Annotated in this window: 17 protein-coding genes; 8 read left to right on the top strand and 9 right to left on the bottom strand. The window is 30.0% G+C overall.

The genetic code is table 11. The features are described from left to right. Positions 1-122: 122 nt before the first annotated feature. The 8 genes from ABNT65_RS03110 to ABNT65_RS03145 all read right to left on the bottom strand — a co-directional run bounded on the left by ABNT65_RS03110 (position 123) and on the right by ABNT65_RS03145 (position 9,340). Positions 123-449, bottom strand: coding sequence for a hypothetical protein (locus tag ABNT65_RS03110; RefSeq protein ID WP_348747139.1), 327 nt, complete (start codon positions 447-449; stop codon positions 123-125). 614 nt (positions 450-1,063) lie between these two features. Next, a complete protein-coding gene (locus ABNT65_RS03115; protein WP_348747140.1) occupies positions 1,064-3,376 on the bottom strand; it encodes a DNA topoisomerase 3 in 2,313 nt (770 codons plus the stop codon). Positions 3,377-3,466: 90 nt separating this feature from the next. Beyond that, the gene (locus ABNT65_RS03120) at positions 3,467-5,695 is read right to left on the bottom strand and encodes a M1 family metallopeptidase (protein WP_348737258.1); all 2,229 of its coding nucleotides are present in this window, start codon (positions 5,693-5,695) and stop codon (positions 3,467-3,469) included. 67 nt (positions 5,696-5,762) lie between these two features. Continuing rightward, on the bottom strand, positions 5,763-6,257 hold the full coding sequence (locus ABNT65_RS03125; RefSeq protein ID WP_348747141.1) for a DUF6702 family protein: 495 nt from the start codon (positions 6,255-6,257) through the stop codon (positions 5,763-5,765). Between the two features lie 146 nt (positions 6,258-6,403). Then, positions 6,404-7,213 carry a carboxypeptidase-like regulatory domain-containing protein gene (locus tag ABNT65_RS03130; RefSeq protein WP_348737260.1) on the bottom strand — a complete coding sequence of 270 codons (810 nt, stop codon included), beginning with the start codon at positions 7,211-7,213 and terminating at the stop codon, positions 6,404-6,406. Beyond that, entirely contained in the window at positions 7,210-8,022 is an 813-nt protein-coding gene (locus ABNT65_RS03135; protein ID WP_348702273.1) for a carboxypeptidase-like regulatory domain-containing protein, read from the bottom strand. The genes ABNT65_RS03130 and ABNT65_RS03135 overlap by 4 nt, the downstream gene beginning before the upstream one ends. A 100-nt stretch (positions 8,023-8,122) precedes the next feature. Continuing rightward, complete coding sequence (locus ABNT65_RS03140) at positions 8,123-8,674, bottom strand: hypothetical protein (RefSeq protein ID WP_348702272.1); 552 nt, start codon at positions 8,672-8,674, stop codon at positions 8,123-8,125. 138 nt (positions 8,675-8,812) lie between these two features. Then, the gene (locus ABNT65_RS03145; RefSeq protein WP_348702271.1) at positions 8,813-9,340 is read right to left on the bottom strand and encodes a hypothetical protein; all 528 of its coding nucleotides are present in this window, start codon (positions 9,338-9,340) and stop codon (positions 8,813-8,815) included. Between the two features lie 69 nt (positions 9,341-9,409). Between ABNT65_RS03145 and pepE the strand changes: the two genes are divergently transcribed. After that, positions 9,410-10,114, top strand: a complete 705-nt coding sequence (gene pepE / locus ABNT65_RS03150) for a dipeptidase PepE (RefSeq protein WP_348747142.1) — start codon at positions 9,410-9,412, stop codon at positions 10,112-10,114. A 98-nt stretch (positions 10,115-10,212) separates the two neighbouring features. On the opposite strand, the gene ABNT65_RS03155 is transcribed toward pepE, so the two are convergent. After that, positions 10,213-10,941, bottom strand: a complete 729-nt coding sequence (locus tag ABNT65_RS03155) for a hypothetical protein (RefSeq protein WP_348747143.1) — start codon at positions 10,939-10,941, stop codon at positions 10,213-10,215. A gap of 234 nt (positions 10,942-11,175) precedes the next feature. On the opposite strand from ABNT65_RS03155, the gene ABNT65_RS03160 reads away from it, so the two are divergent. The 7 genes from ABNT65_RS03160 (at position 11,176) to ABNT65_RS03190 (ending at position 20,149) form a co-directional block, all read left to right on the top strand. Further along, on the top strand, positions 11,176-11,670 hold the full coding sequence (locus tag ABNT65_RS03160; RefSeq protein WP_348702266.1) for a DinB family protein: 495 nt from the start codon (positions 11,176-11,178) through the stop codon (positions 11,668-11,670). 110 nt (positions 11,671-11,780) lie between these two features. Further along, entirely contained in the window at positions 11,781-12,452 is a 672-nt protein-coding gene (locus tag ABNT65_RS03165; protein ID WP_348747144.1) for a DUF2461 domain-containing protein, read from the top strand. Between the two features lie 325 nt (positions 12,453-12,777). Next, entirely contained in the window at positions 12,778-13,170 is a 393-nt protein-coding gene (locus tag ABNT65_RS03170; RefSeq protein WP_348747145.1) for a thioesterase family protein, read from the top strand. Between the two features lie 34 nt (positions 13,171-13,204). Then, positions 13,205-14,323, top strand: a complete 1,119-nt coding sequence (locus tag ABNT65_RS03175; RefSeq protein ID WP_348747146.1) for a DEAD/DEAH box helicase — start codon at positions 13,205-13,207, stop codon at positions 14,321-14,323. Position 14,324: 1 nt separating this feature from the next. After that, a complete protein-coding gene (locus ABNT65_RS03180) occupies positions 14,325-14,954 on the top strand; it encodes a trimeric intracellular cation channel family protein (RefSeq protein ID WP_348737265.1) in 630 nt (209 codons plus the stop codon). Between the two features lie 202 nt (positions 14,955-15,156). Then, positions 15,157-19,506, top strand: coding sequence for an Ig-like domain-containing protein (locus ABNT65_RS03185; RefSeq protein WP_348747147.1), 4,350 nt, complete (start codon positions 15,157-15,159; stop codon positions 19,504-19,506). A 109-nt stretch (positions 19,507-19,615) separates the two neighbouring features. Next, positions 19,616-20,149 carry a LysM peptidoglycan-binding domain-containing protein gene (locus ABNT65_RS03190; RefSeq protein ID WP_348747148.1) on the top strand — a complete coding sequence of 178 codons (534 nt, stop codon included), beginning with the start codon at positions 19,616-19,618 and terminating at the stop codon, positions 20,147-20,149. Positions 20,150-20,198 lie beyond the last annotated feature (49 nt).

Genomic DNA, 20,198 nt, shown 5'->3' on the forward strand with positions numbered 1-20,198 from the left:
TTGTTTTGCATTAGTAACAAAAACTAGATCGTTAGTTATCCGTAATAATTACCATAAAATTTATAGTAATTAGTCAATACCTAACAAATTCACCATTATTTTATTTAAAGCACTTCAACACATTATTTTTTCAATAACTCTTTCAATACATTAATTTCAATAGTTAACTTTTTATTCTCTTCAGTAAGTTGTTTAATCTCGTCATCTTTTGCAAAAGACGTTTTAGAGTGATAAGATTCGGGAAGCAGTAATGCAATATCCATAAAAAAATTATGCTTCAAAGCATGGCAAATTTTCCAAAGACTGCCTGTTGAAGTTCTAGGACTACGTTTATAACGATAAATCTGAGAAGTTGAAACCTTTAAAAAAGAAGCAATCGATTTATTTAGTATCGCATTTTTTTCAATATAAGAAGACAATAATTTGCCAATATGTGGTGAATTATACATAACAATTTTAATTTATAATGAACCATAAATATATCAAAAATAATGTTTTAAAACATAAATAAGTACTACACTAATGTTATGACAGAATACAAAAAAGTTAAAAATGATTACACTAATGTTATACTAGAACACAAAAAAGTTAAGAATGATTACACTAATGTTATACTAGAACACAAAAAAGTTAAGAATGATTACACTAATGTTATCTTAGAATACAAAAAAGTTAAGAATGATTACATAAATGTTATCTTAGAATACAAAAAGGTTAATAATGATTGCATTAATGTTGTCTTAGAATACAAAAAAGTTAATTATAATTACACTTATGTTATTTAGGAATGCAAAAAAGTAAAAAAGCACTACACTAATGTAATCTTAGAGTATTTTTAGATTAAAAAATAGGTATAGACATAGTTACATTTACTTTTTTAAATAAGAAACAAACTAAAAAGAAAGATTTATGTTATTTCTGAGATATAAATTTACGTTTGAAAATGGTGATAAACTATTCCGATGTAAACATACAGAGTATCTAGCAGAAAATATTTAAAAACACTATTTGATGCAATGCATGGGAATTAACTCTGGCTATCGCTCTTACGATTACAGTAACCTTACCCATTCATAATTTTAAAAACAAGCTCTTTAGTTAAAGGTTGTCCATTAGCTTTTTGTTTAATAGCGTCAAAAGTAAATACAAAATCACACCCATTTTTATATTCTGAGCAACCATAAGCAGTTTTACCTTTTAAAACCGTACCCTTTTTACACTTAGGACAAGTAAGTGTATTAGGAACAGATGTTTTGTTAGTAGTAGTTTTACTAGCTGCTTGTTTTGGTTCTAATTTCAAATTGAACTGTTCATCAAACCTAATCAAACCTTCAATTTTACCAGCATCAGTTTTCCATCCTTTTAAGTTAGTTGTACAGCCTTTATCTAACAAACGAATAAGCTGACTTTCAGATATTTTTTTATCCATAAAAGAAAAGGGGAGTGTAAAGACACAGCCACTTTTATATTCCGAGCAACCATAAGCAGTTTTTCCTTTTAATAATTGTCCCTTTTCACATTTAGGACAAGCTTTTCCAACTACCGTTTTTTTCTTACTAGCACTTTTTTTCTTCGTAGTTACTTTAGGTTGTTGAGATTCGTAAGAAATACGTTGTGTTTTTTTGCTAGACCTAACTTCATAAACTAAATTATCAACCATTTGTTTCATTTGCTTAATAAAAGTAGCAGCATGGTAATCACCTCGCTCAATTTCTTTTAAACGTTTTTCCCAAAGACCAGTTAATTCGGCAGATTTTAATAATTCATTATCAATAAGATTAATCAAATCGATACCCGTTTGTGTAGGAATAATTAACTTTTTTTGACGCTCAATATACTTTCGTTTGAATAAAGTTTCAATAATACTAGCTCGCGTAGAAGGACGTCCAATACCGTTTTCCTTCATTAATTCACGCATCTCATCATCATCAACCTGTTTCCCTGCGGTTTCCATAGCACGTAATAAACTTGCTTCCGTATAATTACGAGGTGGTTTGGTTTCCTTTTCTAAGAAAGAAGGTTCATGTGGCCCTTTTTCACCTTTTTCAAAGGTAGGTAAAACACCAGATTCATTCGTTTTTTTTGTTTCATTACCAAACTCAAAAACAACACGCCATCCTTTAGTCAATACTTCTTTTCCTGTAGTTTTAAAAGAAACTTCGTCAGCTTTTCCAATTACAGCGGTATTGGCAATATCACTCTCAGGATAAAATACCGCAATAAATCTACGTGTAATAATATCATAAACCTGCTGTTGATTATACTGAAGTTTGATTTGAACACCAGTAGGAATAATAGCATGGTGGTCAGTTACCTTTTTATCATTAAAAACTTTGGTAGATTTTTTAATTTTTTTACCAAGTAAAGGTGCTGTTAAACTAGCATAAGCTGTTAAGTTTTTTAAAATACCAGGTACTTTAGGGTAAATATCATTAGGTAAAAAAGTAGTATCAACCCTAGGGTAAGTAACTACTTTCATTTCATATAATTTTTGAACAAGTTTTAGGGTTTCATCGGCAGAAAATCCAAACTTATTATTGCAATATACTTGTAACCCTGTTAAGTCAAATAACTTAGGAGCATATTCTTTCCCTTTCTTTTTGGTAACAGAAGTAATTTCAAACTCAGCTTCTTTTACTTTATTAGCAAAAGCTTCACCTTCTTCTTTCTTTAAAAATCTACCTTCTTCACAACTAAAAAGTGTTTCTCTATAAAGTGTTTGCAGCTCCCAATAAGGCTGTGGTTTAAAGTTTTGTATTTCTTGGTAGCGATTAACCAGCATGGCAAGTGTTGGTGTTTGCACTCTACCTATAGAAAGTACTTGTTTATCTCTACCAAACTTTACGGTGTACAAACGTGTAGCATTTAAACCTAAAAGCCAATCTCCAATAGCTCTAGAATATCCTGCATAATATAGATTGTTGTATAGCTCATCAGTTTTAAGGTTTTCAAAGCCTTCTTTAATAGCTTCTTCTGTTAATGAAGATATCCATAAACGTTGTACTTCACCTTTATAATTAGCCTGATTAATTACCCAACGCTGAATCAATTCTCCTTCTTGCCCAGCATCCCCGCAGTTTATAACTACATCAGCTTTATCAAATAACGATTTTATAATAGTGAATTGTTTTTGTATTCCTGAATCAGCAGTAACTTTAGTATTAAAACGTTCAGGAAGCATCGGAAGATTATTTAAATCCCAGCTTTTCCAGTGCGGTTTGTAATCTTTAGGCTCTAAAAGCGTACACAGATGTCCAAAAGTATAAGTAACGGCATAACCATTACCTTCAAAATATCCATCATGTTTGGTATTGGCTCCCAAAATACTAGCTATTTCACGAGCAACACTTGGCTTTTCGGCAATACAAACTTTCATTCTATCCTATTTTAAAAACCCGAAATTACTATTTTTTACAAATAAAAAACGTGGCAATCGCCACGTTTTTTCAACAAAATGTATAAACAATTATTGTTTTACTTTATTTTTGAATTTTTCAAACTTATTAGTTGTTTGTTTAGGCCAGCTATTATTTGAAGTATCAATATCAGCTGTTTCTAAATCTGGATCAATAGTAATGTTTTTGATTTCCTTGTCTGAAGAGAATACTTTAAATATTTGAGTGTCATTTTTTCTCCATATTTCAGCAGGATACTTTTCACGTTTTTTAGTACCATCAGCATAAGTTAATTCAACTATAACAGGCATTACTAAACCACCTGGTTTTTCAAACTCAACCTGATACATATACTTAGGCAAGGTTTTTAAATTTGCTTTTTTGTCAGCAGGTAAACCATTTACATAGGTTTCTATGTCTTTTGAATTAGCATCAGCCTTATCAGTAGTTAAAAATACAAGTTTACCTAAACTAGCAAAATAAGAAGGATATTGAGCTTGTAGCTTTTTTGTTCTTTCATTAGGCTTATCAGTAACGTATAAAGGTTTTACTTCTTTAATTCCTATATCACAATAATCAGTAGTATAAAACCAACCTCTCCAGAACCAATCTAAATCCATTCCAGAAGCATCTTCCATTGTTCTAAAAAAATCAGCAGGAGTTGGGTGCTTAAACATCCAACGTCTAGCATATGTTCTAAAAGCATAGTCAAATAATTCAGGTCCCATAATAGTTTGACGTAATAAATATAAACCAGCTGCTGGTTTAGTATAAGCATTAGGACCAAAGTTCTTTACATAATCACCTTGAGACATAATAGGAGATAGGTTGCTTTGATCTAAACTCATATATCCAACAATATCTTTAGGTAAATTATTCGTATTGAATGTTGGATCGTAATCTAATTCGGCTAAAGTTTCTACAAAAGAGTTAATTCCTTCATCCATCCATGTCCATTGACGCTCATCAGAGTTTACAATCATAGGGAAAAAATTATGTCCTACTTCATGTGTAATAACACCAATCATTCCATTTTTTACTCTATCTGAATAAGTTCCATCAGGATTTGGTCTTCCATAATTAAAACAAATCATTGGGTATTCCATACCTTGACGTTTAGCATGAACAGAAATAGCTTTAGAATAAGGATAATCAAAAGTTAATTTAGAATACTCTTCTAGGGTATTTGCAACTACTCTTGTAGAATGCTCTTCCCATAAAGGATTTCCTTCTTTAGGGTATAATGAAACTGCCATTACAGTTTTACCGTTAATATTAACAGCCATCGCATCCCAAATATACTTTCTAGATGAAGCAAAAGCATAATCTCTTACATTTTTAGCTTTAAAATGCCAAGTTTTAGTTTTGGTAGTTCTACCTTTTTCATTCTTTTCAGCTTCTTCTTGAGTAACAATAAAAACAGGATCTTTAAAAGATTTTCTAGCTTTCTCAAATCGTTTACGTTGTTCTTTTGTTAATACTTCTTTTTCATTTTGTAATTCACCAGTAGCGTCTACAATGTGATCAGCAGGAACAGTTAATTTCACATCAAAATCTCCAAACTCTAAGGCCCATTCACTACGTCCCCAAAATTGCATATTTTGCCAACCTTCTACATTGTCATAGACAGCTAAACGAGGATAAAACTGAGCTATAGTATAGTTTTTATTTCCATCAGGAAAGTATTCTACACCAGAACGTCCACCATCTTTAACATAGTCATTAATTAAATAATTCCATTTAATGCGAAATTTAAAAGTATCACCTGGAGCCAATGGTTTAGGCAAATTAATACGCATCATAGTATTATTTATAGTATGAGGTAAATCTCTACCATCTTCATACTTAACAGCTTCTATATTATAACCATACTGCTTAGGTTTAGACATGTTTTCAGAAACAAATTTATCTGGTGTTTGAAAACCACTTGCGCCTTTAGATTCTATTAAAGGAGATTGTGAGTCTGGAGCACGCATATTTTGATCTAATTGTACCCATAAATATTCTAAATGATCTTTTGAGTTATTGTGGTAGGTAATAGTTTCATCACCATATAATTTATCCGAAGCCTCGTCTACACGAAGATCCATCACATAATCTACTTTTTGTTGAGTATAAGCATGTCCAGGAGCTCCGGAAGCCGTACGTTGATTATTTGGTGTTGCTAAAACATCTTTTAATTGACGAAACTTGTTTTGGTCAGTATGTCCTTTTTGAGGTTGTTCTTTTGCTTTTTCTTGAGCTGCTGTAGTAAGAGTCACAAAAAAAAACGAAAATAGTAGCATTGTGTATTTTCTCATTATTCCGCTTAATATTGTTTTTAAAATGGAAAATTAATGAAATAATATTACTAAAAAAGCGTTAATACTAAAATTTTAACAAACCTTTATCATTTTTTCTGTCTAAAAATAAACTTTTTCTATTTTTATTAACGGTAACTCTTATTAAGTTTTGTTGGTCAGGAAAATGTTCTATTAATATATCGTTTTGTACTTCAATAGTTTTAAAAGAAGTAATGTTTTCTATTTCTAAATAAAATGATAAAATATTACCGTAATATTCTTTTCCTATAAATTTATAGGCCTTTTTTTGATCATTAATAGTAATTGTTGAATGATTATTTAAATATTTTAGTAAGTATTTGTCTGATTTAGGATCTTCATTTTTATCAGCCAATTTTAAATCTGTTTTATATTCTTTATTTACAGCTAGTTCAATATCATCCACAAAAATGTTCATAATTATTTGAACACTTTTTTTATCTTCTTTATATTCTATTTCTGTATAAGCAATATAATTTTTATGTATTGTAAAATTCAAAAACAATAAAGCAACAGATAATAATTTAAAATATTTATTCATCAAAGAATGTTTTTGTAATTAATCAACTAAATTACTGTTTTTATTATAAATTGTTGGATTCAATTTTTTAAATTCCAATGATTTTTTGATAAGCTGAATTATAGTAGTTATTATTAAAAGTAAATTAAGTAGGAGTAGGTAAATGTTTATTTAGTATTATTGATAATTTTTAAATAGTCTTTATGTTCATTTTCTAATATTTTAATAACTTTTAAAAGTTCCCCTTTATTATGAAGAGCTTCTATACCAAGTGGATTACAATATTCTAAAAAGTGATAATAACGTTCAGGTGGAATTTGTAGATCTTCAAAGAAAAACTTCTCTCCCAGTTCTGAAATTAATTTTGCAGGCATTCCTTGCTTCAGAGCTAGTTCTTTGCGTAAGGCCCATAAACGTTTAGAATAACCAAAAGGTAAATAAACACTTGTTCCTGCACCAATAAAAGCAAGGTTAGGATCTGTTCTTACCACATGAGGTCTAACTCTTTCATCAATATGGTCATCATCTTCAACAATATTCATGTCAACTTTAGAAAAATCCATAGTTTTTTGTAAAGCCTCGGCTCTTCTATCTTTTGGAGTTTTACGAATATCAGAAGTAATACTTCCTAATAAATTATGTTTTTTTACTTCCACTTCATCAAGTGTATATGTTGTTTTTTCAATGGTAAATTTATTTTCATGTATCCCAAAATGAGTTTCGGTTAGCATTACAATTTTAGTTTCATAACCTATAAAAGAAAAACGTAAGCTATCTGTTGTTTTAGCAGGAATTTTAAAAGCTCCGTAATCGTTAGTATATGTAGCTTGTTTACTATTTAAATTTATGATATGCACATTAGGTAAGACGCCTATTTTATCTGAAATGACACCATATATAGGTTTACGATTAGTTTGTGCATAGGAAGATATTGTAGTAATACAAAATAAGAGGAAAGTAGTTACAAGGGTTTTCATTTTTTTTGTTTTATGGTTTTAAGATACGAAATACTTTCTTGTTCTAATATTTCGATGACTGTTAAAATTTTCTTTTTATAAAACAAAGATTCAATGTTAGTGTAACTACAATAATCGATGAAATGATAATAATTATCTTTTGGAATTTTAAGTGTATTAAAGAAAAAGTCGCCACCTAATTCATGTAAAAGCTTGATTGGAAATAGTTCTTTTTTTGCAAGCTTTTTACGGGCTTCTTTACGTTTTTTACCACCGCCTGAGCCAACATTTCCAGAATATAATGTAATACCAGAATAAGAGCTTGGCATTGTTGATATTTGAGCTTTGCTTAAATGAATTTCGTCACTGCCTACCGGGCTATTCATGATAGCACTCATGCTCATGTTTTTAATATTGTTAACCATATTATTAACTAAGTCATTCATGGTATCTTTAGGAACTTTTTTTAAGTCAAGAGCTAAGCTACCGGTTAGATAATGCTTTTTAATAACAACTTCATCTAAAACATAACTTTTGGTATGCAATTGAATTTGGAAATCATTGTTTTTTAATGTTATTCCAGCTACAGTAAAAGTTTTGGTTTCGTGCTGTACTGAAGACACTTGAACTTCATCACCAATTGTAACATAAAAACTAAAGTTTCCTTTATGGTCAGTAAATGTTCCTTTTTTAGTAGTCAAATTAAGAATATTGGCGTTTTCAACAGGACCAAACTTATCAAATACAATACCTCTTAAAGTTCCGTTTTGTAATTGCCCAAAACTAAATTGGGATAATAAAATGAGAAGTATCAGTAGCAGTTTTTGCATATATAAAGTATTTTACGATTAACAAAGTACGTATGTTGTACTCTTAAAAATGTTTTAATAACCTTGTAAATTTTTGTTAAATAGATATTAAAAGGTTACTTTATTTATACATATTATCAGGTACTCTTTCAAGAACTATGTATTGTTCATTTGAGGTTTCAAATTCAAATCCTTTTATATTATGTTGATGTTTGGTAGTGTACTTTAAAATCATCTTATCAAAGTGAAATTCATCAATAGAAATTTCAAATGACTGTCCATTAACATCTACTATATTTAAAAAGTTATTCTCAACAAACCAATTAGTATTATTATTCAGCCCTTGAATTACTTTAGCTTCTTGCTCTATAGTTTGAGAAATTCCATTAGAAGTAGAAGTAGTAACCATGGTAAAATTACCTTTAAAGTTTAACTTATAATTAGGTGAAAAGTGAAATATAAAGTTAGACTGTTTGCCAAAAGAAGAAATTTTTCTTTTTAATTGAATATTATTCAAGTAACCAAAGGTTGTACCATTAACATTAAAAGTAGCTAACTTCCAAGTTCCAATAATATCTTTGGCAGTCCAGATATTACTAGAATTATTTATTTCGTTTTTAGGGTATGAAGAAATGAACAATGATGATGTTAATAAAAGTAGTAGTTTTTTCATAAAGAGCTAAAATAGGTTAGTAATTGTTGTAGTAACAAAGTAAGGAGGTAATGCTCTTAAAAATGTTTTAAGAGGATGGTAAACTATTGTTAAATAAAAAAACTTTACTATTGTATAAAGTCTATTAACAATACAATCTTATCTTTCAAGAATGATATATTGAGTTCCACTAGTTGTAAAATCAATGTTTTTTATAGTTTGTTTTTTTTCAATAGCAAGTTTTAAAATCATTTTATGAGTATAGAATTCTTCAATAACAATATTAAATACATAACCGTCAGTACTAATAAGCTTTAAGTTTTTATCATCAATTAACCAGTTTGCTTTATTGTAAAAACCATTAATAATTTTAGTTTTACTCTTAATAGTTTTAGAAACGCCATTTGAAGTAGAGGTAGTAATAGTTGTAAAATCACCATTTAGATAAAGCTGATGGTCATCATTAAAATTAAAATAAAAATTATAATTTTTTCCATGTGATATAACTTTTCCATTTACATTACTATTTTTATAGATACCTTTTGTAATTCCTTCAATTTTAAAATCAACCAACCTCCAGTTACCAATAATGTCATTATTGGTAATAAAAGTAATGTCTGATTCATTTGAAGAACAAGAAAGTAGTAGTGTAGAAGTCAATATAAAAAATGTAAATAGTTTTTTCATAGCATTTATTTTGTAGGAATTCGTTTTGTCTAAAGTATAAAATATTTAGTTTTGAATAAAACTTTTAACATGAAGAAATTACTAGTAGCAAGCACATCTACAGTACATGGAAGCGATTATTTAGCATATATTTTACCAACTTTATCTGAGCATTTTAAAGAGGTAGAAACAGTATTGTTTATACCTTACGCCAGACCTAGTGGTATAAGTTACGACGCTTATACAGAGATTGCTAGAAAAGCATTTGTGAAAATAGGAAAAAAAGTAAAAGGAATACATGAGTATATTAATGCAAAAGAAGCAGTAAAAGAAGCAGAAGGTATTTTTACTGGAGGTGGTAATACATTTGAATTAGTGAATCAACTATACAAAAACGATATTTTAGAAGTATTAAAACAAACATTAGAAGAGGGAACACCATACTTAGGAACCAGTGCTGGAAGTAATATTTGTGGAGTAACTATGATGAATACCAATGATATGCCTATTGTATACCCTCCAAGTTTTGAAACATTGGGTGTAATTCCATTTAATATAAACGCACATTATTTAGATCCAGACCCAAGCTCTACGCATATGGGAGAAACTAGAGAAACTAGAATTAAAGAATATCATATATTTAATGAAACAGCTGTTTTAGGGTTAAGAGAAGGAAGTTGGTTAGAAGTTAAAGGAGAACAAATTGTTATAAGAGGAGAGTTAACAGCTAGACTTTTTCAAAAAGATAAAACACCATCGGAGCTGGAGGTAGGAAAAGAGATTTTATTGAAGTAAAATAACCTAGTTTTTATTAGATTATATAAGCATAGCATTGAATTTCTTCAATGCTATGCTTTAAACTTATAACCTATCTGATATTATTTAATTAAGTTTTATCTATTTCTCTTTGATCTACCTGTTTGTTCTGGAGTTGTTTTTTTATAATATTGATTACCATTATTTCTTTTGCTCTTTCTTCTTTTTAATACCTTACCACGTTTACCAGTTTTTGCATTAGGAACAGCTCTGTAATAATAAAAATTATTATCCTCTCTAAACTTTCTGTAGTTTCTTCTAAAGTCTCTTCTATAAAAATAAACATCATCGTAGTCATAAATATCTCCAATATTAATATCGATATTAACATCATTACTACAACCGTCATAATCGTTATAATATCTTACATTTTTTACATAACCTCTATATATAGGATTTCCCCATCTGTCATAACGAACTCTTAAATTTCCTACTCGGTCTAGTTGTCCTCTTCTATACTTTATAAAAACACTACCAATTCTAGTAACATTTCCCCAGTAATCATAATTCACAAAAACGTTTCCAATACGCCTTACTTTTCCATCACGATCACGTTCAATTCGTACACCTCTATTAACTCTAGAACGTCTACCATAATAATCTACATATCTTGTATCTCGGTAATTCGTGTTAAAATCAAAATCACCATTTAAAAACACATGAAATTGCACACCTCTTTCTACAAAAGTAACTGCTTCATTATTACGATATGTAACCCCAATTTTGCTAGTTGATTTATTAATGTTATTGGCATTTATACTTCCCAATGACATAAGTGCTATAAGTAAAAAAATCCCTGTTCTCATAATTGCTAATTTTAGGGTTAATGCCTACTCTAAATTTTTTGCTTTTCGGCTTCCGCATTTGCTAATTAGTTTTCAAAAGACGTGCCAAAAAATATAACTACCTTAAAATTAAAACAGGTTTAATGTTTAAGCTGCTTTTTTTTAGTGTGTTACAAAACAATTGAAAAATAATTATCGAATACTAGTAAAATGCATTATATTTATACGACTTACTCTTAAATTAACTTAGAATCAATGATAGAAGCTATAGATAAAAACCTTCAGCGTGGTATTAAATTATTGGAGAATATTTCAAATGAAGAATATAGTAACAAATCTGTAGCACCTTATTTTTCTAGTATTGGTACACATATGAGGCATGTGTTAGATGTGTTTTCTTGTATATTTAATGGTTTAGAATGTTGCACTGTAGATTTTTCATGTAGAGAGAGAAATAAATTAGCAGAAGAAGAAACTAAAGAAGGCATAAAATACTTTCATTTTATTTTAGAAAAGTTATATGAGTTGAAATCAGAAGATTTTGATAAAATTGTTTACGTAACTGATGATTTAGGATTAGGAATGGTTACAGCGAAATATACTTTAGCAGGAGCTTTAATTCAAGCTCATAGTCATGCCATTCATCATTTTGCAAGTGTAGGGTTTATTATACACCAATTAGGGATAGAGCTTCCTGATGCTGATTTTGGGTATAACCCAACAACTCAAAAAGCAAAAAAAGTGGGGTGAAAAACTCTAATTACCCAAGCTTATTTATTAAATAACCTTAAAGTAAAATAAGAGTGTTTAAGCTCTTAGAATAAAAAGATTTGTACCTTTAAATAAAATTTTAAATAACCATGCAATTTCAAAAGTCTAGTCTTAAATTTTTAAAAGATTTAAAAGAAAATAATAATAGAGAATGGTTTGGAGAAAATAAAGCTATATTCACTGAAGCACAAACTAATGCTAAAGATTTATATGCTGCTATAAGGCAAAAATTAGAAGAACATGATGAAATAGATAAGTTCAAGTTGTTTAGAATTTATAGAGACGTAAGGTTTAGTAAAGATAAAACACCATATCAGCCTCATTTTGCGGGTTCGTTTTCAAGATTGGGAGCAGAGTTAAGAGGTGGTTATTATTTGAGAATTAGACCAGGAGAAAGTTTTTTAGCTGGAGGTTTTTGGGAACCTAATAAAGAGGATTTATATAGAATTAGAAAAGAGTTTGAAATTGATGATTCAGAAATAAGGGAGATCTTATCAGAAGAAAAATTTGTAAAATATTTTGGAGGTAAATTTGATGGTGCTGAATTAAAAACAGCACCCAAAGGTTTTGATAAAGAGCATAGTGCTATAGATTTAATTCGTAAAAAAGGTTTTATAGCTGTCCGTAATTTTTCAGATAATGAAGTATTGTCTAAAAATTTTATGGAGGAAATAAATAATTCATATTTAGCATTAAGACCTTTCTTTAATTATATGAGTGATGTATTAACTACAAATTTAAATGGAGAATCAATACTATAAATAATTTGATCCATTTAAAGTATTAATATTTTAAGCTTTATACCTGAATTTACTTCTAATACGAATAGAATCTGTAAAAAAGTATAGCTTATGATACTAGTTCTGATTTAATTTTACTAAAAAACAACATTACTACCTTTTTATCATACCTAGGTAAAAAAGAAAATTTAAGCAAAAGCAATAGTTGTAATTAAATATTATATTAAAATAATAAGTTAAAAGTGATTGTTTAATTGAATCAATTTTAATTAAAATTATATATGATAACTAAAGAAATGATAATCAAAATAGACAGTTTTTAATAGTAATACTGTATGTTTGTTGCATGAATTTTTTTGAAAAAAAGCATGTAGTAATTGCTGATGAGATAGACGAATATAATCATGTGAATAATGTGGCTTATGTGCAATGGATTAATGATATAGCTAATGAACATTGGAGATTGTTAATAAAAGATATTCCAAAACCAGATTATGTGTGGTTTATAGTAAAACACGAAATTGATTATAAACGCCAAGCTAAATTAGGAGATGAAGTGGTAATAAAAACTTGGGTTGGAAAAACAGAAGGTGTAAAATCTATCAGACATGTTGAAATAATTAAAGAGAATCATGTATTAGTAGAGTCACAAACTACTTTTTGTTTGTTAGATGCGAAAAGTTTAAGACCTAAAAGGATTACTGATGCAATACGTACATTGTTAGTAAACAGTAAATAAACAAACGGTATATTTGTAATATTAAAAGAGAAGAATGACATCATTTAGAGAATTAGGTATAAAAAAAGAATATGTTAAGGGGTTGAAAGAGTTAGGTATTGTTGCTCCAACGAATGTGCAAAAAGAAGTAATTCCTTATTTACTTGAAAATCATACAGATTTTATAGGTTTAGCTCAAACAGGAACAGGTAAAACAGCTGCTTATGGTTTACCAATTTTACATAATATAAATGCTTCGAAAGGTAATGTGCAAGTATTAATTCTGTCACCAACTAGAGAATTAGTCCAGCAAATAAAAAAGCAATTATTTAAGTTCACTAAATATATAGAAGATAAAATATTTGTAGAAGCTATTTATGGAGGAGAAAAGATAGATAAACAAATAAAAAGTCTTCAAAGAACTACACATATTATTGTAGCAACTCCAGGACGTTTAATTGATTTAATAGAAAGAGGCGAGGTGAATTTAAAAGAACTTAATACTCTAGTATTAGATGAAGCCGATGAAATGTTAAGTATGGGCTTTAAAGAAGAATTAAACAGGATTTTAAAATATACATCAGGAGAAAGAAAAACTTGGCTGTTTTCTGCAACTATGCCAAATGAAATAAGAGGCATTATAAAAAAATATATGAATGCTTCTGCAAAGCAAATTGAGATTGATAAAAATATGTTAGTAAATGCTAATATTTCTCATCAGTTTGTTGAAACTACGATATCTGAAAAAACGAATGTTATCATAAAATTTGTAGAAAATAGGAATGCTGAGAGAGGAATTATTTTTACAAGAACAAAAGCTGGTGCACAAAAATTAGCAAAAGAATTGAATGAAGAAGGTTTTTCTGTTGAGGCATTAGAAGGAGATATGAAGCAGAAGGAACGAGACAAAGTAATGAGAGCCTTTAAGAAAGAAAATCTTCAAATATTAATATCTACAGATGTTTCAGCAAGAGGTATTGATGTACAAAATCTAGGTTTTGTAATTCACCATCAATTACCTGAAAAATTAGAATACTATACACATAGAAGTGGTAGAACAGCAAGAGCAGGAAGGCAAGGTGTTTCTTTAGCTCTAATATTAAATAATGAGAGACCAAGAGTTTTAGAAATAGAAAGGTCATTACAAATAAATATTTCAGAAATAGTAATATAGAATGAATATCATTTATGCCATAGATATTGCAGGAACCTTTGCTTTTGCTATTAGTGGTGCTTTGGTTGCTTTAAAAAAAGACTTTGATGTATTTGGAGTTATTATTATTGCTTTTGTTACTGCAGTTGGAGGAGGAATGTTAAGAGATATATTAATAAATGCGCATCCAATAAATTGGATTGGAGACATTAATTATATATGGACTATTTTATTGGCAGTAATTTGTACTTTTTTATTTAAAAGTAAAATAGAGCCATTGCGAAAAACAATGTTTTTATTTGATACAGTAGGTATAAGTGTATTCACTTTATTGGGACTTCAAAAAGGTTTGAATTATGAATTACCAACAGTAGTAGCTCTGGTAATGGGAATGGTGTCTGCTGTTTTTGGAGGCGTCATAAGAGATGTTTTAACAAGAAAAGTTCCACTAATTTTCAAAAAAGAAATTTATGCATCTGCTTGTTTAGCAGGTGGTATAGTATATTTATTACTAGGAAAGATTAATGTAAATGAAGACGTTCAATTTATTATTTCTGCAGCTGTAATTGTTGTTATTAGAACTTTAGCAGTAGTGAATGAATATGAATTTCCAAAGGTTAAGAAAGATATATTTTCCATAAGGGAAAAATAAGATTTTTATAATTTTTACTATTTATAATTGATGAATTAATAATAGATTTTTAGTCGCAGAAAATAACACGTTGTAGGTTGTTACTTTTCTGTTGTTGGTCGATTTTTTTTTGTGTAAAAGTAAATATTTAAAACATTGAGGGACAACTAAATATTTTTAATTTATGAAATCCTTCTTATTTATTCAGAAAAGGCTACTTTTTTTGCTCCTTTTCACAACCTCATTTATTTTTTCACAAGTTAATACTGGTGGCTCAGCAACTACAGCAGACCATCAAAAGCAAATTATTGGTTATATAACCAATTGGGATGCCTGGAAAACAACCAGTGCTGGAGTACCAACTCAAGGAGCCTTAACACATTTGAATATTGATTATTCTAAGTACACCATTCTTAATTACTCGTTCTTTGGAGTAGCTAGAGATGGGTCTCTCCATAGTGGAGATCATAGGAATAAGCAAATTTATCAAAGTGGAGTAACACAAGCACCAAATGATCTATTCTTTACGAACATATATAGTAGTTGGGATATGCATATTTTATTTGGAGAAATTGATCCTATTCAACATGTTAATGAAGATGCTAAAAGAAGAGCAGAAGCACAAGGTTTTCAAGTAGAATTAGGAGCTAGTTCTTGGACACATCCTGCTTGGGGATTAAGTGGGCCATTACCCATTCCGCTTCATAAGGAAGATGGGGCACCTGGATTAATTAAATTAGCACATCAAAAAGGAGTAAAAGTAATGGCTTCCATTGGTGGTTGGAGTATGTGTAAACATTTTCCTGAGATGGCAGCGGATCCTGTAAAAAGAGCTCGTTTTATAGAAGATTGTAAAAAACTAATTGCTACAGGTTTTGACGGTATTGATTTGGATTGGGAATATCCAGGACCTTATGCTGGTATGAACTTTACAGGAACTAATGCTGATTTTGATAATTTTGAAAACTTAGTAGAAGAAATTAGAGAAGCAATTGGACCAGATAAGTTAATAACATCTGCAATGTCAGCTGATCCAAGAAAGCTGGATGGTTTTAATTGGACCAGATTATCTAATTCAATGGACTATTTTAACATGATGACTTATGATATGAATGGTGGATGGTCTAATATTGCTGGGCACAATGCACCAGTTTATCCATATAGTAATGCTGAAGTATCATTTTTCAACTGGCAATCTACTTTAAATAAGTTAAACGAAAAAGGAGTACCGAAGAGTAAAATATGCTTTGGAGCACCTTTTTATGGTAGAGGTGTGATTACTGAAGGAGCTGCTGATTTAAATGCTAAAACAGTAAAAAGAGCCGTAACAATCCAACCAGATGGCCCTATTCAAACATGTGCAGATTATACTAACTGGAAATTAGAAGTATATGATGGTACCCCAAATTACTTTTTTATAAAGCAAAAAGCCTTATCTCCTAATAGTGGATGGACTAGAAAGTGGGATGATGAAGCTAAAGTACCTTATTTGGTAAAAGATAATTTCTTTTTAAGTTATGATGATGAAGAGTCTATAGGTATTAAAGCTCAATTCATTAATGATAATCAGTTAGGTGGAACAATTATTTGGACCGTTTATGGTGATTTAGAAATTAGTGGTACAGCTACATCTTTTGGAACAAAACTAAAAAGATGGTCAAATGTTAAATCTCCATTAGTAAACAAAATGAATGAAGTTTTTGCAAATGGAGGCACAGGAGGAAATATTGCACCAACTGTAAGTGTAACTTCACCAGCTAATAATACAACTTTTACGGCTGGAGAAACTGTAACTATAACTGCTAATGCTTCTGATAGTGATGGTACAGTTACAAAAGTTGAGTTTTATAATGGAAATACAAAGTTAGGAGAGGACACTACTTCTCCATATGAGTATTCTTGGCAAAATGTTACACAAGGGAGTTATACTATAACAGCAAAAGCTACAGATAATGATAATGCTTCAACGACATCATCTGGAATTTCAATTACAGTGAATGGAGATACTAACAATACACCACCATCAGTAAATATAACTTCACCAGTTAACAATGCAACTTTTACAGCTGGACAAACAGTAACAATAACGGCTGATGCGTCTGATAGCGACGGTACTATTACTAAAGTTGAGTTTTTTAATGGAAGTACAAAGCTAGGAGAGGATACTACTTCTCCTTATGAGTATTCTTGGCAAAATGTTTCTGAAGGAAGTTATACTATAACAGCAAAAGCTACAGATAACGATATTGCTTCAACGACATCATCAAGTGTTTCAATTACAGTGAATGGAGGAACTGATGATTGCGCAGATATTCCAGCTTGGTCAGCAACGACAACTTATAGAGGTGGAGAAAATGTTAAGTATAAAAAAGTTAATTATAAAGCGAAATGGTGGACGTTGAATCAAACTCCAGATACACATAATGGTGATGGACAGCCATGGGAAAAAGTAAAAGATTGTGGTGGAAGCACAGGAGGTGGAGATAATATACCACCAACTGTAAGTATAACAAGCCCATCTAATAATACTACTTTAAAAGAAGGTGTAAACATTAATATTACTGCTAATGCTTCTGATGATGGTACGGTAACTAAAGTTGAATTTTTTAATGGAAATACAAAGTTAGGAGAAGATAGTTCAGAACCATATAGTTATACAATATCTAATGCAGCTGTAGGTAATTATACATTAACAGCAAAAGCTACTGATGATAAAAACCTATCAACTACTTCTTCAGTAATTAATGTAACTGTAGAGAAAGATTCAACAGGAGGTGGACAAGGATGTGTAGGTATTCCTGAATATGCAGCAGGAACTGCCTATAGTAAAGATCAAGAAGTGCAAAATAAAGTAGGAGATCAAAATCAGAAATTTAAATGTAAAATAGCCGGTTGGTGTTCTTCTTCAGCAGCTTGGGCATATGCACCAGGAACTGGAGCTCATTGGCAAGATGCTTGGGCAAAAGTTGGAGATTGTGGAGGTGATGGAGGTCCTTTTGATCCAGAAACTACAATCACATCTCCTAGCAATGGAACAACTTATACAGTTGGTGGCTCAATAAATATTACAGCTACTGCTTCTGATAGTGATGGTACAGTTACAAAAGTTGAGTTTTATAATGGAAATACAAAATTAGGAGAAGATACTTCAGCACCTTATAACTTTACAATTAATAATGCTCAAGCAGGGAAATATAACTTAAAAACCATAGCTACTGATAATGAGGGAAGAACAGGAGAGTCAGCAGTTGTGACTATTAGTGATAATTCTATACCGCCACCAATTTCAGGTAAAATTTTAGTAGGGTATTGGCATAATTTTGACAACGGTTCAACAACTCCTAAGTTAAGAGATGTGTCAAGAGATTGGGATGTAATTTGCGTCGCCTTCGCTGAACCTAAAACAGGAAGTAAGTCTGATATGCAGTTCTCACCATTCAATTTATATGGAGGAAATGTAGAGGAATTTAAGAGTGATGTTGCTATATTACAAGGTAGAGGGCAAAAAGTATTAATTTCTATCGGAGGTGCCAATGCACATGTTGAATTAAATAACGAAACGGAAAGAAATGAGTTTGTAACTTCTATGACTAATATTATTAATACGTATGGTTTTGATGGGTTAGATATTGATTTAGAAGGTAGTTCCCTTTCGTTAAATTCTGGAGATACTGATTTTAGAAATCCAACAACGCCTAAGATTGTTAATTTAATAGAAGGAACTAAATCTGTAATTAATAATATTGGAGCAAATAGATTCACATTAAGTATGGCACCTGAAACAGCTTATGTTCAAGGAGCATATGGAAATTATTCAGGGATATTTGGAGCTTATTTACCTGTAATTCATGCGTTGAGAGACCAGATGGACTATATACATGTTCAACACTATAATACGGGGTCAATGTTTGGAAGAGATGGTAAAATTTATCAACCTGCAACAGCTGATTTTCATGTAGCAATGGCAGAAATGTTAATTACTGGATTTAAAGTAGCACAAACAGGTTTAAATTTCCCTGGGCTAAGAGCTAATCAAGTAGCAATTGGTTTACCAGCAGAACCTAGAGCCGCTGGTAGTGGTTATACGCCAGAGGCAACAGTTCAACAAGCATTAGATTATTTAATTAAAGGGCAAACTTATGCTGGTAGACAATATACAGCTGCAGCTACATATCCTGATTTCAGAGGCCTTATGACATGGTCTATTAATTGGGATTTAGCAAATAGCTCTAGGTTTTCAACTAGTCATAGAGCGTATTTTAATAATTTAGGAAGACCATCTGCAAATAAAAAAGATAGAGATGTAAGTTCTAAAGTATCAGTATATCCAAATCCAGTAGTTAAGGATGTAATTACTTTTGACTTTAAAAACTCTGTAAGTGCTAGAAAAGCTAATATGATTTCTAAAATTGAAATTTTTGATGTTAATGGAGTAGTGGTTTATACTGCTGAAGTAAATTCAGATAAGAACAAACAAAGTTTTGATGTTAGTAAATTGAAAAGCGGAATGTATTTTTATACATTATCAAACGAGAATCAAAAAGACTTAGGTAAATTTATCAAAGTAGATTAATGTAGAATTAAATTAGATGAAAAGCCTGTATAGATTTCTATACAGGTTTTTTTTTATGTAAAAAATAGAAAGATTAGTATATTTGAGAGAATGAATATATAACTTGAAAATGAGAAAGGTATTTACTGTATTATTTTTATTGTTAATAAATAGTTTTATTTATGCGCAACAAGAAGAATTGCCTGATGGTTGGGATAAAATTACTTTAGATGGTGAAGTAGCATATATGAATTTAGTAACAGGTGAAGTGGCTAAAGTAAAGCCAAAAAATGCAGCAAAAAAGCATGTACTAAAAAAGAAAGAGTTTGATCCAACCATAATTCATAAGGTTGATAAAGGAGAAACTTTAAGTAAAATAGCTAGAAAATACAACTTGAATTTAGCTAAATTGTATAGATTGAATAGTTTAACAGATTTTGACGCTTTAGAAGTAGGGCAGGAGATTGTTGTTGGTTATAGAGATGATAAGGATGTAATGAATGAACAATTTACTAAAACTGATCATAAATTTCATACAGTAAATAAAGGAGATACTTTATTCAATATTGCATATCGTTATAAACTGACTGTTAAAAAACTAATGACTTTAAATAATTTAAGTAAAAACATTATATTCTTAGGGCAAAAACTAAGAGTAAAATAAATTTATTTGTAATTAAATTTTGAAAATTTATATATTTTCATTTATATTT

The organism is Tenacibaculum sp. 190524A02b (assembly GCF_964036645.1).
In the GTDB taxonomy this organism is placed as follows: Bacteria; Bacteroidota; Bacteroidia; order Flavobacteriales; family Flavobacteriaceae; genus Polaribacter; species Polaribacter vairaonense.

Excerpts from the sequence above, each read along its gene's own strand:
- ABNT65_RS03110 (WP_348747139.1), bottom strand. The coding sequence starts at position 449 with ATGTATAATTCACCACATATTGGCAAATTATTGTCTTCTTATATTGAA.
- ABNT65_RS03115 (WP_348747140.1), bottom strand. The coding sequence starts at position 3,376 with ATGAAAGTTTGTATTGCCGAAAAGCCAAGTGTTGCTCGTGAAATAGCT.
- ABNT65_RS03120 (WP_348737258.1), bottom strand. The coding sequence starts at position 5,695 with ATGAGAAAATACACAATGCTACTATTTTCGTTTTTTTTTGTGACTCTT.
- ABNT65_RS03125 (WP_348747141.1), bottom strand. The coding sequence starts at position 6,257 with ATGAATAAATATTTTAAATTATTATCTGTTGCTTTATTGTTTTTGAAT.
- ABNT65_RS03130 (WP_348737260.1), bottom strand. The coding sequence starts at position 7,213 with ATGAAAACCCTTGTAACTACTTTCCTCTTATTTTGTATTACTACAATA.
- ABNT65_RS03135 (WP_348702273.1), bottom strand. The coding sequence starts at position 8,022 with ATGCAAAAACTGCTACTGATACTTCTCATTTTATTATCCCAATTTAGT.
- ABNT65_RS03140 (WP_348702272.1), bottom strand. The coding sequence starts at position 8,674 with ATGAAAAAACTACTACTTTTATTAACATCATCATTGTTCATTTCTTCA.
- ABNT65_RS03145 (WP_348702271.1), bottom strand. The coding sequence starts at position 9,340 with ATGAAAAAACTATTTACATTTTTTATATTGACTTCTACACTACTACTT.
- pepE (WP_348747142.1), top strand. The coding sequence starts at position 9,410 with ATGAAGAAATTACTAGTAGCAAGCACATCTACAGTACATGGAAGCGAT.
- ABNT65_RS03155 (WP_348747143.1), bottom strand. The coding sequence starts at position 10,941 with ATGAGAACAGGGATTTTTTTACTTATAGCACTTATGTCATTGGGAAGT.
- ABNT65_RS03160 (WP_348702266.1), top strand. The coding sequence starts at position 11,176 with ATGATAGAAGCTATAGATAAAAACCTTCAGCGTGGTATTAAATTATTG.
- ABNT65_RS03165 (WP_348747144.1), top strand. The coding sequence starts at position 11,781 with ATGCAATTTCAAAAGTCTAGTCTTAAATTTTTAAAAGATTTAAAAGAA.
- ABNT65_RS03170 (WP_348747145.1), top strand. The coding sequence starts at position 12,778 with ATGAATTTTTTTGAAAAAAAGCATGTAGTAATTGCTGATGAGATAGAC.
- ABNT65_RS03175 (WP_348747146.1), top strand. The coding sequence starts at position 13,205 with ATGACATCATTTAGAGAATTAGGTATAAAAAAAGAATATGTTAAGGGG.
- ABNT65_RS03180 (WP_348737265.1), top strand. The coding sequence starts at position 14,325 with ATGAATATCATTTATGCCATAGATATTGCAGGAACCTTTGCTTTTGCT.
- ABNT65_RS03190 (WP_348747148.1), top strand. The coding sequence starts at position 19,616 with ATGAGAAAGGTATTTACTGTATTATTTTTATTGTTAATAAATAGTTTT.